The 13,139-nt window shown below is 58.5% G+C and carries 13 protein-coding genes; 7 read left to right on the forward strand and 6 right to left on the reverse strand.

Annotated elements, in window-relative coordinates:
- The first annotated feature begins 61 nt into the window (after positions 1 to 61).
- Positions 62 to 667: a 5-formyltetrahydrofolate cyclo-ligase gene (locus GHO03_RS02815; RefSeq protein WP_095017791.1), complete on the forward strand. Its 606-nt coding sequence runs from the start codon at positions 62 to 64 to the stop codon at positions 665 to 667.
- 43 nt (positions 668 to 710) lie between these two features.
- Here the strand turns inward: GHO03_RS02815 and GHO03_RS25060 are convergent, their stop codons facing one another.
- Positions 711 to 860 (reverse strand): hypothetical protein, encoded by a 150-nt coding sequence (locus tag GHO03_RS25060; protein ID WP_095000712.1) that lies wholly within the window; start codon positions 858 to 860, stop codon positions 711 to 713.
- Between the two features lie 196 nt (positions 861 to 1,056).
- On the opposite strand from GHO03_RS25060, the gene GHO03_RS02820 reads away from it, so the two are divergent.
- From GHO03_RS02820 to GHO03_RS02835, 4 genes are all read left to right on the forward strand, one after another.
- Positions 1,057 to 1,506, forward strand: a complete 450-nt coding sequence (locus tag GHO03_RS02820) for an EVE domain-containing protein (protein WP_095000711.1) — start codon at positions 1,057 to 1,059, stop codon at positions 1,504 to 1,506.
- A gap of 246 nt (positions 1,507 to 1,752) precedes the next feature.
- Positions 1,753 to 2,718, forward strand: coding sequence for an HlyD family secretion protein (locus tag GHO03_RS02825; protein WP_095000710.1), 966 nt, complete (start codon positions 1,753 to 1,755; stop codon positions 2,716 to 2,718).
- Positions 2,715 to 5,447, forward strand: coding sequence for a ribosome-associated ATPase/putative transporter RbbA (gene rbbA / locus GHO03_RS02830; RefSeq protein ID WP_133143921.1), 2,733 nt, complete (start codon positions 2,715 to 2,717; stop codon positions 5,445 to 5,447). The genes GHO03_RS02825 and rbbA overlap by 4 nt, the downstream gene beginning before the upstream one ends.
- Positions 5,447 to 6,565: an ABC transporter permease gene (locus tag GHO03_RS02835; RefSeq protein ID WP_095000708.1), complete on the forward strand. Its 1,119-nt coding sequence runs from the start codon at positions 5,447 to 5,449 to the stop codon at positions 6,563 to 6,565. Before rbbA ends, GHO03_RS02835 begins: the two co-directional genes overlap by 1 nt.
- A 128-nt stretch (positions 6,566 to 6,693) precedes the next feature.
- Here GHO03_RS02835 and GHO03_RS02840 read toward each other — a convergent pair whose 3' ends face one another.
- Positions 6,694 to 7,098, reverse strand: a complete 405-nt coding sequence (locus GHO03_RS02840) for a flagellar basal body-associated protein FliL (RefSeq protein ID WP_095000707.1) — start codon at positions 7,096 to 7,098, stop codon at positions 6,694 to 6,696.
- A gap of 62 nt (positions 7,099 to 7,160) precedes the next feature.
- Positions 7,161 to 7,532, reverse strand: coding sequence for a hypothetical protein (locus tag GHO03_RS02845; protein WP_095017821.1), 372 nt, complete (start codon positions 7,530 to 7,532; stop codon positions 7,161 to 7,163).
- A gap of 360 nt (positions 7,533 to 7,892) precedes the next feature.
- On the opposite strand from GHO03_RS02845, the gene glpT reads away from it, so the two are divergent.
- Positions 7,893 to 9,248, forward strand: a complete 1,356-nt coding sequence (gene glpT / locus GHO03_RS02850) for a glycerol-3-phosphate transporter (protein WP_095017794.1) — start codon at positions 7,893 to 7,895, stop codon at positions 9,246 to 9,248.
- Here glpT and GHO03_RS02855 read toward each other — a convergent pair.
- Positions 9,245 to 9,892, reverse strand: coding sequence for a gamma-glutamylcyclotransferase (locus GHO03_RS02855; protein ID WP_095000704.1), 648 nt, complete (start codon positions 9,890 to 9,892; stop codon positions 9,245 to 9,247). The genes glpT and GHO03_RS02855 overlap by 4 nt on opposite strands.
- Positions 9,893 to 10,206: 314 nt before the next feature.
- Between GHO03_RS02855 and GHO03_RS02860 the strand changes: the two genes are divergently transcribed.
- A complete protein-coding gene (locus tag GHO03_RS02860; RefSeq protein WP_095020105.1) occupies positions 10,207 to 10,689 on the forward strand; it encodes a sn-glycerol-3-phosphate transporter in 483 nt (160 codons plus the stop codon).
- Here the strand turns inward: GHO03_RS02860 and GHO03_RS02865 are convergent.
- Together GHO03_RS02865 and ubiD are read right to left on the reverse strand one after the other, a co-directional pair.
- Positions 10,686 to 11,654, reverse strand: a complete 969-nt coding sequence (locus GHO03_RS02865; protein ID WP_095000702.1) for a CDP-6-deoxy-delta-3,4-glucoseen reductase — start codon at positions 11,652 to 11,654, stop codon at positions 10,686 to 10,688. The two genes, GHO03_RS02860 and GHO03_RS02865, sit on opposite strands and share 4 nt — an antisense overlap.
- Positions 11,654 to 13,120, reverse strand: coding sequence for a 4-hydroxy-3-polyprenylbenzoate decarboxylase (ubiD, locus tag GHO03_RS02870; RefSeq protein ID WP_095025174.1), 1,467 nt, complete (start codon positions 13,118 to 13,120; stop codon positions 11,654 to 11,656). Before ubiD ends, GHO03_RS02865 begins: the two co-directional genes overlap by 1 nt.
- Positions 13,121 to 13,139 lie beyond the last annotated feature (19 nt).

Raw genomic sequence — 13,139 nt, forward strand, 5'->3', positions numbered from 1 at the left:
ACTGCTGGCATTGGCTTGCACGAGCCACCACCCGGTGTCTCGATCCTGAACAGCACGCCATATGAACGAACCTGCGCCGCCTTCCCGCCCGCAACTTCGCCGAATCCTGCGCAAAGCCCGCCGCGACCTGTCGCCCTGCGAGCAACGCCAGGCAGCCCGTGGCCTGTACCGGCAACTGGCGCAACACCCGCTGTTTCGCCGCGCCAAACACATTTCGCTGTACCTGCCCACTGACGGTGAAATCGATCCGCGACTGCTGCTGCGCGAAGCTCAGCGTCGGGGCAAAATCACCTACCTGCCGGTTCTCAGTGCCTGGCCGAAAACTAAAATGGTCTTTCAGCGGGTCGCCCCCGGCGAAAAGCTGATCCCCAACCGTTTCCGCATTCTTGAACCCCGTATCAACCGCGCACGCCAACGCAAGGTCTGGGCGCTGGACCTGGTGCTGCTACCACTGGTGGGGTTTGATGCGACGGGGGGACGGCTGGGCATGGGCGGCGGTTTTTATGACCGCAGCCTGGCCTATCAGGCAAGACGCCAAAGCTGGCGCAAGCCGACACTGTTGGGGCTGGCCCACGAATGTCAGAAAGTGGCGTGCCTGGACCAAGCCAGTTGGGATGTCCCTTTGCAGGGCACGGTCTCGGACAGACAGTGGTACGTCGCCCACTGACAATCAAGGCATCACTGACAAAGCGATGCCCAGGAATCAGTTTTTAGCGTTTGAAGGGTTGTACTTGCTGTTGCGCCAGCTCAATCGGCGCGTCTGTCGAATTTGACCAGAGACTTTGCGCGTAGCCTGTTGTAACCACACCCAAACCGAACAAAATAACCAGCATCCACAGTAAATCCGGTTTGCGTTTCATCGATTGCCCTCCTTCAGGCAAATCAACACGATGACAGCAACGGTTTTTGTTATAGGCCGTGCAGCAGCGTCAAGCTTAAAAGGCGGGCATTTTGCGGCAACACGCACACGCAAGCAAACGCTGACGTCAACCGACTGTCGGTTTAGCAAAATGTTGCCGGACAAAATAATCACAGCATGTTTCTGGAGTATAGAAGATGGCTTATTGGCTGATGAAATCCGAGCCTGACGAATTTTCGATCAAGGATTTGCAAAAGCTCGGCGAAGCTCGCTGGGACGGTGTGCGCAACTATCAGGCGCGCAATTTCATGCGAGCCATGGCGGTGGGTGACCTGTTCTTTTTCTACCACTCCAGTTGCCCCGAGCCAGGGATTGCCGGAGTAGGCCGAATCGTCCAGGCCGCTTATCCGGACCCGACGGCCCTGGACCCTGAAAGTCATTACTTCGACCCCAAGGCCAGCGTCGAGAAAAACCCGTGGAGCGCACTGCAGGTCGCCCATGAGCAGACCTTTCCCCGGGTGATCAAACTCGACTACCTCAAACAGCAAAGCGCTCTGGCCGAAATGCCGCTGGTGCAAAAAGGCAGCCGCCTTTCAGTGATGCCAGTGACGGGCGAGCAATGGGCTGTGGTGATGGGGTTGCTGTAAAGCGAATCGCTGTGGGAGAGGGCTTGGTGTGGGAGCGGGCTTGCTCTCGATTCAGACGGTGTGGTTTATAAGGTGATCCGCAGCGATCCCATCGCGAGCAAGCCCGCTCCTACAACACTCCGGCTCTGCACCTGACAAGCAGCATCCGATTTTAGCGTCTACGCTCTGGACTTCCTTTGACTGGCATCAAGTCGCAATCGGCTTGAAACCGTCAAACTAGAGCGCTCTGTGACACAGGATGTCGGCATGTCTAGCAATCACCGTATTTCCCATTATTTCGTTATCCCTTTGGCTGTCTTGCTGATCGCAGCAGGCGGGTTCGGTTATTGGAAATCCCAGCACGACCGCCTCCCCGAAGGCATCAGCATGGGCAACGGCCGCCTCGAAGCCACAGAAGTGCAAATCGCAGCAAAAATCCCCGGGCGTCTGGCTGAAGTGCTGGTTGACGAAGGCGACCGGGTAACCCAGGGCCAACTGCTGGCCCGCATGGACACCCGCACCCTGGAAGCCAGTCGTGCGCAAGCTGAAGCCGAAGTGCTGCGCGCCCGCCAGACCCTGGCCGCCAACGAAGCCAACGTGCAACTGCGCCAGAGCGAAAAACTGCTGGCCAGCCAGGAACTCAAGCGCTTTCGCCAACTGTCCCAGCGCGGTTTTGCCAGCGGTCAGCAACTGGATCAGCAACAAGCCCGATTCGACACCAGCAACGCAGCAGTAGTCGCCGCCCAGGCCCAGGTAGCGGCTGCCAAGGCCGCGATTGGTTCATCCCAGGCTCAGGTCGCACAGCTGACCAGCGAAATTGACGACAGCAGCCTGCGCGCACCGATCAACGGCGTGATCCAGCTGCGCCTGGCCGAACCTGGCGAAGTCCTCGGCTCGGGCGGCCGGGTATTTATGATGATCGACCCCGGCGACCAGTACATGAACCTGTACATGCCCGCTTCGGTGGTCGGCAAATTGACTGTGGGTTCTGAGGCACGCATCGTGCTCGACGCCCTGCCAGACCGGGCGCTGCCGGCCAAAATCACTTTTGTCGCAGCCAAATCCCAGTTCACCCCCAAAGAAGTTGAAACCCGCGACGAGCGACAAAAACTGGTATTCCGGGTAAAGCTGCGCCTCACCGACCCGGGTGCCGTGCCCCAGGCCAAACCGGGCATGCCGGGTGCCGGTTATGTGCGAACCGCCGATGTACCATGGCCGGCTAATCTGCAATGAATGATCTGGCGCTAAACGCCAGTGGCATCAGCCACAGGTACGGCAGCCAGCAGGCGCTGCTGGACATCACGTTCAGCCTGCCCAAAGGCACGCGCTGCGGGTTGATCGGCCCTGATGGCGCGGGCAAGTCGAGCCTGCTGGGGCTGATTGCCGGGGTCAAGAAGCTCCAGGAGGGCACCCTTGAGGTGCTCGGCGGTCCGATTGATAACCGCCGACATCGCAACACCCTGTACCCGCTGATCGCGTTTATGCCCCAGGGCCTGGGTGGCAACCTTTACCCGGAACTGTCGATCAGCGAAAACATCCGCTTTTTCGGCACCCTGTTTGGCCTGTCGAAAGACGACTGCGAGCAACGCATGGCCGAACTGCTCAAGGCCACCGACCTTGAGCGTTTTGCCGAGCGCCCGGCGGGCAAGCTCTCGGGCGGCATGAAACAAAAACTTGGGCTGTGCTGCGCATTGATTCACGAGCCCGACCTGCTGATCCTCGACGAGCCCACCACAGGTGTCGACCCGCTGTCACGCCGACGCTTCTGGGAGCTGGTGGAAGATGTGCGCCGCCAGCGCCCGCAACTGACGCTGCTGGTGGCGACGGCCTACATGGAAGAGGCCGAGCAGTTCGAACACTGCCTGATGCTTGATCGCGGCAAGTTGATTGCCACCGGTCTGAGCCAGGAACTGGCGGCAGTCACCACAACCGGCAAGCTCGACGAGGCCTTCACCCACTATCAGGGTGACAGCGGCCACAGCAGCGAGCCACTGGTGATTCCACCGCGCACCAGCGACAACAGTGATATCGCCATTGAAGCCCACGACCTGACCCTGAAATTCGGCGATTTCACCGCAGTGAACAACGTCAGCTTTGCCATTGGCCGGGGCGAAATTTTTGGCTTTTTGGGCTCTAACGGTTGCGGCAAAACCACCACCATGAAGGTCCTCACCGGGTTGATGCCGGCCACCGAAGGCAGCGCCAAATTGCTGGGCAACCCGGTGAACGCCAAGGATCTGGCCACCCGCAAGCGCGTGGGTTTCATGTCGCAAAGCTTCTCGCTGTACGGCGAGTTGAGCGTGCGCCAAAACCTGGTGCTGCACGCACAACTGTTTGACTTGCCCAAGGCCGAAAGCGAGCCGCGTATCGAAGAATTGATCGAGCGTTTCGATCTCGGCGACGTGGCCACACAACAGTCCGGCGAGTTGCCCCTGGGTTTGCGCCAGCGCCTGTCTCTGGCGGTGGCTGTGCTGCATCGCCCGGAAGTGTTGATTCTCGATGAGCCCACTTCGGGCGTGGACCCGGCCGCCCGCGATGATTTCTGGCGCTTGCTGATCGAGTTGTCCCGCGAGCAAGGGGTGACCATCTTCCTGTCCACACACTTTATGAACGAAGCCCAGCGCTGCGACCGTATCTCGTTGATGCACGCCGGCAAGGTGCTGGCCTGCGACACGCCCGATGCGCTACAACACCAGTTCCACGGCGATACGCTGGAAGCGGCGTTTGTCACCTGCCTGGAACAGGCCCAGAACGATCAGGACGCCAGCGCGGCCTCTTCTCCCGAGCCTGTCTCCACACCTGCGGTCAATTCGCCGCCACCGGTCAGCAAAAGGGGTTTCAGCCTGACCCGGCTGATTGCCGTGGCCAGTCGCGAATCCAAAGAGTTGCTGCGCGACAAGGTGCGCATGGCCTTTGCCTTGCTGGGCGCGCTGTTCATGATGGTGATTTTTGGCTACGGCATTTCGCTGGATGTGGAAAACCTCGCCTTCGCCGTCTACGACCAGGATCAGAGCCCGCAAAGCCGTGCCTATCTTGAGGCATTCCGTGGCTCGCGGTATTTCGAAGAACACACGCCGATCCGCAGTGCAGATGAGTTGCACAAACGCCTGCAACGCTCGGAAATAAAAATTGCCCTGGAAATCCCTCCGGGGTTCGGCCGGGATTTGTATGCCGGGCGCCAGCCCACGGTTGCCGCATGGCTTGATGGCGGCATGCCGTTTCGCGCCGAAACCAGCCGCAGTTATGTGCAGGCCGTGCATCAGGCCAACCTGGAACAATTGGCCACATTGAGTAGCCAGGCACAAAACCGGCAAGCCTCAGTCAAACTGGAAACCCGTTTCCGCTACAACCAGGATGTGATCAGCGTCAATGCCATCGGCCCCGGCGTGATGGCGCTAATCCTGGCGTTTATCCCGGCCATGCTGACCGCGCTGGGCATCGTGCGTGAAAAAGAGCTGGGCTCCATCACCAACTTCTACGCCACACCCCTGACACGCCTTGAATTCCTGCTGGGCAAACAGGCGCCTTATCTGGCGGTGAGCCTGGTCAACCTGGCGTTGCTAGTGGCCATGAACCGCTGGCTGTTTGGCGTACCGTTCAAGGGCAGCGGCTTGACCCTGGCGCTGGGCGGGCTGCTGTATGTACTGTCGACCACCAGCATGGGCCTGCTGATTTCCGCCTTCACGCGCACCCAGATCGCCGCGATCCTGGGCACCATGATCATCACCAGCCTGCCGACCATTCAGTTTTCCGGGTTGCTGGTGCCGCGCTCCTCACTCGAAGGAGCCTCGGCGGTAATGGGCATGCTGTTCCCGGCCGGGCATTTCCTTGATATCGCAGTAGGCACCTTCACCAAAGCGCTCGACCTGCGCCAACTGTGGCCGCAATGCCTGGCATTGTTCGGCTTTTTTGTGGCGTTTACCGGGTTGAGCCTGATCATGCTCAAGAAGCAGGAGGTTTGATGCACAAGTTCTCGCACATCCTGCGCCTTGGCCTTAAAGAACTCACCAGCCTGCGCCATGACAGCGTGCTGCTGATGTTCTTGCTCTATGCCTTTACCGTGGCGATTTATATGCCAGCATCGAGCTCGATCATCGGCGTGCACAACGCCAGCGTTGCCATCATTGATGAAGACCATAGCCCTCTGTCACGCAAGCTCAGTGAGTCGCTGCTGCCCCCGGAGTTCAAAACCCCACAAGCCTTGCCTTATGACCAGCTCGATCAGGCCATGGATAACGGCCAATACACCTTTGTGATCAATGTACCGGCCAACTTCCAGGCCGACTTGCTGGCAGGCCGCCAACCCGGCCTGCAGGTCAACGTCGATGCCACCGCCATGAGTCAGGCCTTTATGGGCGCAGGGTATATCGGGCAGATTTTCCAGCGTGAGCTGCTCAACTATGCCGGCCAGGGTGACGCAGCGGCGAAAGCCCCGGCGTTGATCTCCAGCCGGGCATTGTTCAACGCCAATCTGGAAGGCGGATGGTTTCTGGCGGTGATACAGATCGTTAACAACATTACCATCCTGGCCATTGTGCTGACGGGCACCGCGTTGCTGCGCGAGCGCGAACACGGCACCCTCGACCACTTGCTGGTACTGCCGCTGACGGCGCTGGAAATCATGCTGGCAAAAATCTGGAGCAACATGCTGGTGGTGGTGCTGTGCACCTGGGTGTCGCTGGAAGTCATCGTGAAATGGGCGCTGGGCGTGCCACTGTCGGGGTCGCTGACCCTGTTTTTGCTGGTTACCGCGCTGTACCTGTTTGCCAGTACCGCACTGGGGATATTCCTTGCGACCCTGGCCCGCTCAACACCGCAGTTCGGTTTGCTGGCCATCCCGGTGATCATCCCGATGCTCTTGCTCTCGGGCGGCAGTACGCCGCTGGACAGCATGCCCGTGTGGTTGCAATGGGTGATGCAGTGCTCGCCGTCGACCCACTTTGTAAGCCTGAGCGCGGCGATACTGTTTCGCGGTGCGGGGGTGAACGTAGTGTGGCCGGACTTGCTGGCCCTGGCCGGCATCGGTCTGGTGTTCTTCGCCATTGCCCTGGCGCGGTTTCGCAAGAGTCTGGCGTCGTAAGCACGGGCACGGGTTTGTGGGAGCGGGCTTGCTCGCGACAGCTTCACCTCGACGCACCTGAAGTACCGAGGCGCTTGCATCGCGAGCAAGCCTGCTCCCACACAAAAGCCAAGCCCGTAGCTGCGCCTTTACTGAACGATCAAATTGTTGAACAACAGATCGTCCACCATCGGCTTGCCGGTTTCATCGCTCATCACCTGCCGGATCTGCTTCAAGGCTTCCTGGCGCAGCTTCTCCTTGGCCTCGACACTGCCCAGGGTTTCGCTGGTCTGCTGGGTAAACAACCCCACCAGTTGATTACGAATCAACGGGTCATTGGCTTTGACCGCCCTGGCTGCATCGGCACCCGTCACGCGCAAGGAAATATCAGCCTTGTACACCTTGAGCCTGGAACTGCCATCCAGACCGTAATTACCCACAAATGGCGGGCTCAGACTGATGTAGCTGACCTTGTCGCCACCTTCCTGCGCCTCTTCCCCGACCGCCGCCATCGGCAAAGCCAGGGCCAGCATCAACATGATCCACGCTTTCACAATTCGCTCCTTCATTCGGTGTGGAGGCAAGCATACGGGGCTGCTTGAGGGCCTATCTAGCGTTATCGGCCAGCGGGTGACTTACTTGTGCCTGTGGTTGCCATCAGCAGTTTCTGAACGCTCGCGGGCAACATGTCCACAAATGGACGACTGCCTATGCGCCGGCAGGTCTTGACCACCTTTTCCACATCCCTCGATAGCTCGTACATGGCAGTCGATAGCTGGTCGCGTGAATACAGCCCGTCCTCAAACCCTTCAATCAACCGGTTGCGGGTTTGCCTGAACAGCGTCAACTCAGCCAGAGGCAGGTCGACCCCGCGACGAATATAGCCTCTGATTTCCCGGTTTAACTTCAGGCAGGTGAAACTGTTGATATCTGGCGCAGGTTCGCCAGCCCACGCAGTAAACGCCACAAACCCCAGCACAAGCTTCATAGCCTTCTCCCGGCGGCGCACCCCCATAGGGCTGCAAAGGGGAAATTCTATTTGAGGTGCTGGCCAATAGCTCAGTTCACGAGCTCCGATACCAGCGTGGGATAGCTCCGATTGAACCTGCGCTCAAATCCCACTCAAACATTCCTTGCTACTGAGTTCCCCGAGTCTGTGGATAGTTTTCAGATAGACCCGAGCAGCGAAGCCAGCCTGTATGGGGTTTTATACCCAGGCGACATGTTCATAAGCGAAAATCGCATGTGGGATTTTTCCTTCAGCTCTAAAGGGCAAGGCCTGTCATTTTCAGTAACGAAAATGTAACGTTCGGCACCGCCGATATAACAAGAAATTTGGAGCTCTTGAATGTTTGCTTTTTTCCGACCTGCCGTACACCAGGCGCCTCTGCCTGAAGAAAAAATAGACAGCACCTACCGACGACTGCGCTGGCAAATCTTTGCCGGTATCTTTTTTGGCTATGCGGGTTACTACCTGCTGCGCAAAAACTTCTCTCTGGCCATGCCCTATTTGATCGATGAGGGCTACACCCGAGGTCAACTGGGTGTCGCAATGTCAGCGATTGCCATTGCCTACGGCTTATCCAAATTCCTCATGGGGCTGGTGTCCGACCGCTCTAACCCGCGCTTCTTTTTACCCTTTGGCTTGATGATCTCAGCGGGAGTGATGTTCATTTTCGGTTTCGCACCTTGGGCAACGTCCAGTGTGACCATGATGTTCATTTTGCTGTTTATCAACGGCTGGGCGCAGGGCATGGGTTGGCCTCCCAGTGGCCGTACCATGGTGCACTGGTGGTCGCAGAAGGAACGCGGCGGTGTGGTATCGGTGTGGAACGTGGCCCACAACGTGGGCGGTGGTCTGATCGGCCCGCTGTTTTTACTGGGTATGGCCTGGTTTAACGACTGGCACGCGGCCTTCTATGTACCTGCCACGGTGGCGCTGCTGGTGGCGCTGTTTGCGTTTGTCACCATGCGCGACACCCCACAGTCCGTTGGTTTGCCGCCGATCGAGCAGTACAAGAATGATTACCCGGCGGGTTACGATGCCAGCCATGAAGACGAATTCAGCGCCAAAGAGATCTTCGTCAAATACGTGCTGCGTAACAAAATGCTCTGGTATATCGCCCTGGCCAACGTGTTCGTCTACCTGCTGCGCTACGGCGTGCTGGACTGGGCGCCGACCTATCTGAAGGAAGCCAAGCACTTCACGGTGGACACCACGTCGTGGGCTTACTTCTTCTACGAGTGGGCGGGAATTCCGGGCACGCTGCTGTGCGGCTGGATGTCAGACAAGATTTTCCGCGGCAATCGCGGGCTGACCGGCATTGTCTTTATGTCGCTGGTGACCGTCGCAACCCTGGTTTACTGGCTTAACCCGCCAGGCAACCCGACCGTGGACATGATCGCGCTGTTTTCAATCGGCTTCCTGATTTACGGGCCGGTAATGCTGATCGGTTTGCAGGCACTGGAACTGGCACCGAAGAAAGCCGCAGGTACTGCCGCAGGCTTTACAGGGCTGTTCGGCTACCTGGGTGGCTCGGTGGCGGCCAGTGCGGCCATGGGCTATCTGGTTGACCACTTCGGTTGGGATGGCGGCTTTGTGCTGCTGATCAGCGCGTGCCTGCTGGCCATCGCATTCATGATCCCGACGCTGCGCCACAAGAACCAGGCCAGCGAAGAACGTGCGGTAACCGCTCCCGCTTAAGGCGCAATCGGTACGCAGCGCTTGAGCCGCGCCTCCAGGTTTCGATCTGGCATGGCGTGGCTGCGCAGGGCACTTACGGTCTGCTCGACATAATCGCGAGTAGTGCCGTAGCGCCCGCTGGCGTTGGCCAACACCTGGCTCAACACGTCATCCGGCAGGTTGCCCGCATAGCTGGGCAAATGCCGCTCCAGCACAAAGCCCAGGGCCTGCACCTGGCTGCCATCGTCCAGTCTGCACGTCAGCCAGTGCGGGCGATACGAGGGCACCGGCATTTCGCGAAGCCACAAGGCATGCAGTGAGGCGTCCAGGTTTTCTTCTGGCAAGCGATAGGCAAAGCCACTGCACGACCCCCCTCGATCCAGACCAAAAACCAGACCTGGCCACTGCGGTGTGCCGCGATGCTCGTGAGACCACAGATACAGCCCGCGATGGTAGCCATGCACCCGCCCACGCACGCGCTCGACCGCCGTGCACTCAGGGCGCCAGATCAATGAACCATAAGCAAATAACCAGACCGGCCCGCCCTGATGGCGCGCCATGGTGCTGTGCACGGAGTTGAGCAGTTGCTCTGGAGTCAACGGTGCCCCGAGATCAAGCTGCGGGGGGTAGATCGAGTTTAAACCAGCAGATTCAATAACAGTCATAACGGGGAAATGGATCCTGCAAACATGACGTAACAGAAACTAATCCACCAATCTTATCTCACTGCACACTCAATGATCTGACCAACCGGACAGGCTGCTGACAGGCGCGAAACAGGATAATCAAGCCAGCGACTCAAACCAGGCGAGAATCGGTTACGCGCCAAATAAGCACAAACACCCAATAAGAAAAAGAAAATTCCTACAAGCATATATGACATTGCTTAGGTACTGCCTACACCAATTAAAACAGGATAGGTACCTCTGGATAGCTGTGCACCCTACGCACACTTCAAATAACCACCAGAAGGTGCAAAATGCGAAAAAAAGTTCTCTGCTACTGTTTACCGATACTTGCATACGCCAGCACAACCCTGGCGCAAGACAATACAACACAGGACGACAAAGGGTTCTGGTACCTGCAAACCAGCGTATATACCCGACACTTTTCACCTGACTCCGAGCACAACAACAATCAGGATTTGATTGGTATTGAACGCAATGAAGCTTCGGGGCTGGTCTATGGAGTGGCCACCTTTCGCAACTCATTCAGCCAGCGATCGTTTTACACCTACGCGGGCAAACGCTTTGATAGCGACACTTATCCTGTTTACTTGAAGTTGACGGGCGGCCTGCTGCAAGGTTACCGCGGCGAGTACAAGAACAAGATTCCCCTCAATCGCTTCGGCGTTGCGCCGGTGATCATTCCCTCAGTCGGCGCCCACTACGGCCCGGTAGCCGCCGAGCTGGTGTTGCTCGGCTTCAATGCCGCCATGATTACCACTGGCGTGCGGTTTTAAGGTCGCGGGCAGTAGGCAAACACATCGGCGCGCATCTGGTGCGCATCCATGCCGGCCGCCACCAGCGCGTCAAGGGTGCCGTAGATCATCGCCGGCGAACCGCTGGCATATACATGCACACTGGCCAGATCGCTGATGTCTTCGCACACGGCTTCATGCAGCATGCCGCAGCGCCCTTCCCAACCACACAAATCACTCACTACCTTATGCAGGAACAGGTTGGGGGTTTTCTCCCATTCAGCCCATTCATCCAGGGTGTAGAAGTCTTCCGGGCGACGCACGCCCCAGTACAAATGCACCGGATGCTTGAAACCCTTGGCACGGCAATGTTCGATCAGGCTGTGCATTTGCGCCATGCCGGTGCCCGCCGCGATCAGCACCAACGGCCCGTCCGGCAATTCAGACAAGTGCGTGTCACCAAATGGCAGCTCCAGGCGAACCATCCTGTTGCGCTGCAGCTGCTCGATCAGCTTGCGGGCGCTGTCTTCACGCACCAGTACATGCAACTCCAGGTCGCGCCCCGAGTGCGGTGCGCTGGCCAGCGAGAATGCCGACTTGTCACCGTTTTCACGCTCCAGCATCACGTATTGCCCGGCGTGATAACGCGGCGGCTTGCCCGCAGGTGCGCGCAAGCGCACCCGCCACACATCGCCACCCATATCGACACACTCGGTCAACTGACACGCCAGGCTACGCACCGGTAATTCTCCCAACGCAAGCACGCCATCCCACAACACCACACAGTCTTCAAGCGGGGCCGCCAGGCAGGTATAAAACTCGCCATGATCACGCACGTCTCCCGCCTGCTCGACCTGGCCTTCAACCAGCAAGGCCGCACACACGTGGCAATTACCATTGCGACAGCTCTGCGGGCATTCATAGCCCAGACGCTGCGCCGCATCCAGAATTCGCTCGCCAGGCAAGGTTTCCAGTACCGCACCTGAAGGCTGCAAGGTTACACGCATCAATCTATTCCTAATTGATTCCAGATGTCATCGATCCGGCGAGTGACCGCCTCATCCTTGACGATGACCCGACCCCATTCACGGGTGGTTTCACCCGGCCATTTGTTGGTTGCATCCAGGCCCATCTTCGAACCCAGGCCGGAAACCGGTGAGGCAAAGTCGAGATAGTCGATTGGCGTGTTGTCGATCATTACCGTGTCGCGCTTGGGGTCCATACGCGTGGTAATGGCCCAGATGACGTCGTTCCAGTCGCGGGCATTGATGTCGTCGTCAGTCACGATAACGAATTTGGTGTACATGAACTGGCGCAAAAACGACCACACACCCAGCATTACGCGCTTGGCGTGCCCCGGATACTGCTTTTTCATGGTCACGATGGCCATGCGGTACGAGCAGCCTTCGGGCGGCAAGTAGAAGTCGGTGATTTCAGGGAACTGCTTTTGCAGGATCGGTACAAACACTTCGTTGAGCGCCACGCCCAAAATTGCAGGCTCATCCGGTGGACGGCCGGTGTAGGTGCTGTGATAGATCGGTTTGACCCGATGAGTGATGCGCTCGACAGTAAACACCGGGAAGCTGTCCACTTCGTTGTAGTAACCGGTGTGGTCGCCGTACGGGCCTTCGGGCGCCATCTCGCCAGGGTGGATCACGCCTTCAAGGATGATCTCGGCAGTGGCCGGCACTTGCAGGTCGTTGCCGCGGCACTTCACCAGTTCGGTACGATTGCCCCGCAGCAAGCCGGCAAAAGCGTATTCCGACAGGCTGTCGGGCACCGGGGTCACGGCGCCAAGAATGGTCGCCGGGTCTGCGCCCAGGGCCACGGATACCGGGAATGGCTGGCCGGGGTGTTTTTCGCACCAGTCACGGTAGTCCAGTGCACCGCCTCGGTGGCTCAACCAGCGCATGATGACCTTGTTGCGGCCAATCACCTGCTGACGATAGATACCGAGGTTCTGACGGTCCTTGTTAGGGCCTTTGGTCACGGTCAGGCCCCAGGTAATCAGGGGCGCCACGTCGCCAGGCCAGCAATGCTGCACCGGCAGCATGGCGAGATCTACGTCATCCCCCTCAAGGACCACTTCCTGGCACACCGCGTCCTTGACGACTTTCGGCGCCATGGCAATGATCTTGCGGAAGATCGGCAACTTGGACCACGCATCCTTCAGACCTTTAGGCGGCTCGGGCTCCTTGAGGAACGCCAGCAGCTTGCCGATTTCCCGCAGCTCGCTGACAGACTCGGCGCCCATGCCCATTGCCACGCGCTCTGGCGTGCCGAACAAATTGCCGAGCACCGGAATCGTGTGGCCAGTCGGGTTTTCGAACAGCAAAGCCGGGCCTTTGGCACGCAGCGTGCGGTCGCAGATTTCAGTCATCTCCAGGACTGGAGAAACGGGAATCTGGATGCGTTTCAATTCTCCGCGCTGCTCTAGCTGCTGCACGAAATCCCGAAGATCCTTGAATTTCATTGACGGTGGCACCCCTAAA

The sequence above is a fragment of the Pseudomonas sp. FSL R10-1339 genome, from assembly GCF_009600545.1.
Classification (GTDB): domain Bacteria; phylum Pseudomonadota; class Gammaproteobacteria; order Pseudomonadales; family Pseudomonadaceae; genus Aquipseudomonas; species Aquipseudomonas bubulae.

Coding starts and splice junctions, on each gene's coding strand:
- GHO03_RS02865 (WP_095000702.1), bottom strand. CDS start 11,654: ATGCGTGTAACCTTGCAGCCTTCAGGTGCGGTACTGGAAACCTTGCCT.
- ubiD (WP_095025174.1), bottom strand. CDS start 13,120: ATGAAATTCAAGGATCTTCGGGATTTCGTGCAGCAGCTAGAGCAGCGC.
- glpT (WP_095017794.1), top strand. CDS start 7,893: ATGTTTGCTTTTTTCCGACCTGCCGTACACCAGGCGCCTCTGCCTGAA.
- GHO03_RS02815 (WP_095017791.1), top strand. CDS start 62: ATGAACGAACCTGCGCCGCCTTCCCGCCCGCAACTTCGCCGAATCCTG.
- GHO03_RS02845 (WP_095017821.1), bottom strand. CDS start 7,532: ATGAAGCTTGTGCTGGGGTTTGTGGCGTTTACTGCGTGGGCTGGCGAA.
- GHO03_RS02835 (WP_095000708.1), top strand. CDS start 5,447: ATGCACAAGTTCTCGCACATCCTGCGCCTTGGCCTTAAAGAACTCACC.
- GHO03_RS02820 (WP_095000711.1), top strand. CDS start 1,057: ATGGCTTATTGGCTGATGAAATCCGAGCCTGACGAATTTTCGATCAAG.
- rbbA (WP_133143921.1), top strand. CDS start 2,715: ATGAATGATCTGGCGCTAAACGCCAGTGGCATCAGCCACAGGTACGGC.
- GHO03_RS25060 (WP_095000712.1), bottom strand. CDS start 860: ATGAAACGCAAACCGGATTTACTGTGGATGCTGGTTATTTTGTTCGGT.
- GHO03_RS02825 (WP_095000710.1), top strand. CDS start 1,753: ATGTCTAGCAATCACCGTATTTCCCATTATTTCGTTATCCCTTTGGCT.
- GHO03_RS02860 (WP_095020105.1), top strand. CDS start 10,207: ATGCGAAAAAAAGTTCTCTGCTACTGTTTACCGATACTTGCATACGCC.
- GHO03_RS02855 (WP_095000704.1), bottom strand. CDS start 9,892: ATGACTGTTATTGAATCTGCTGGTTTAAACTCGATCTACCCCCCGCAG.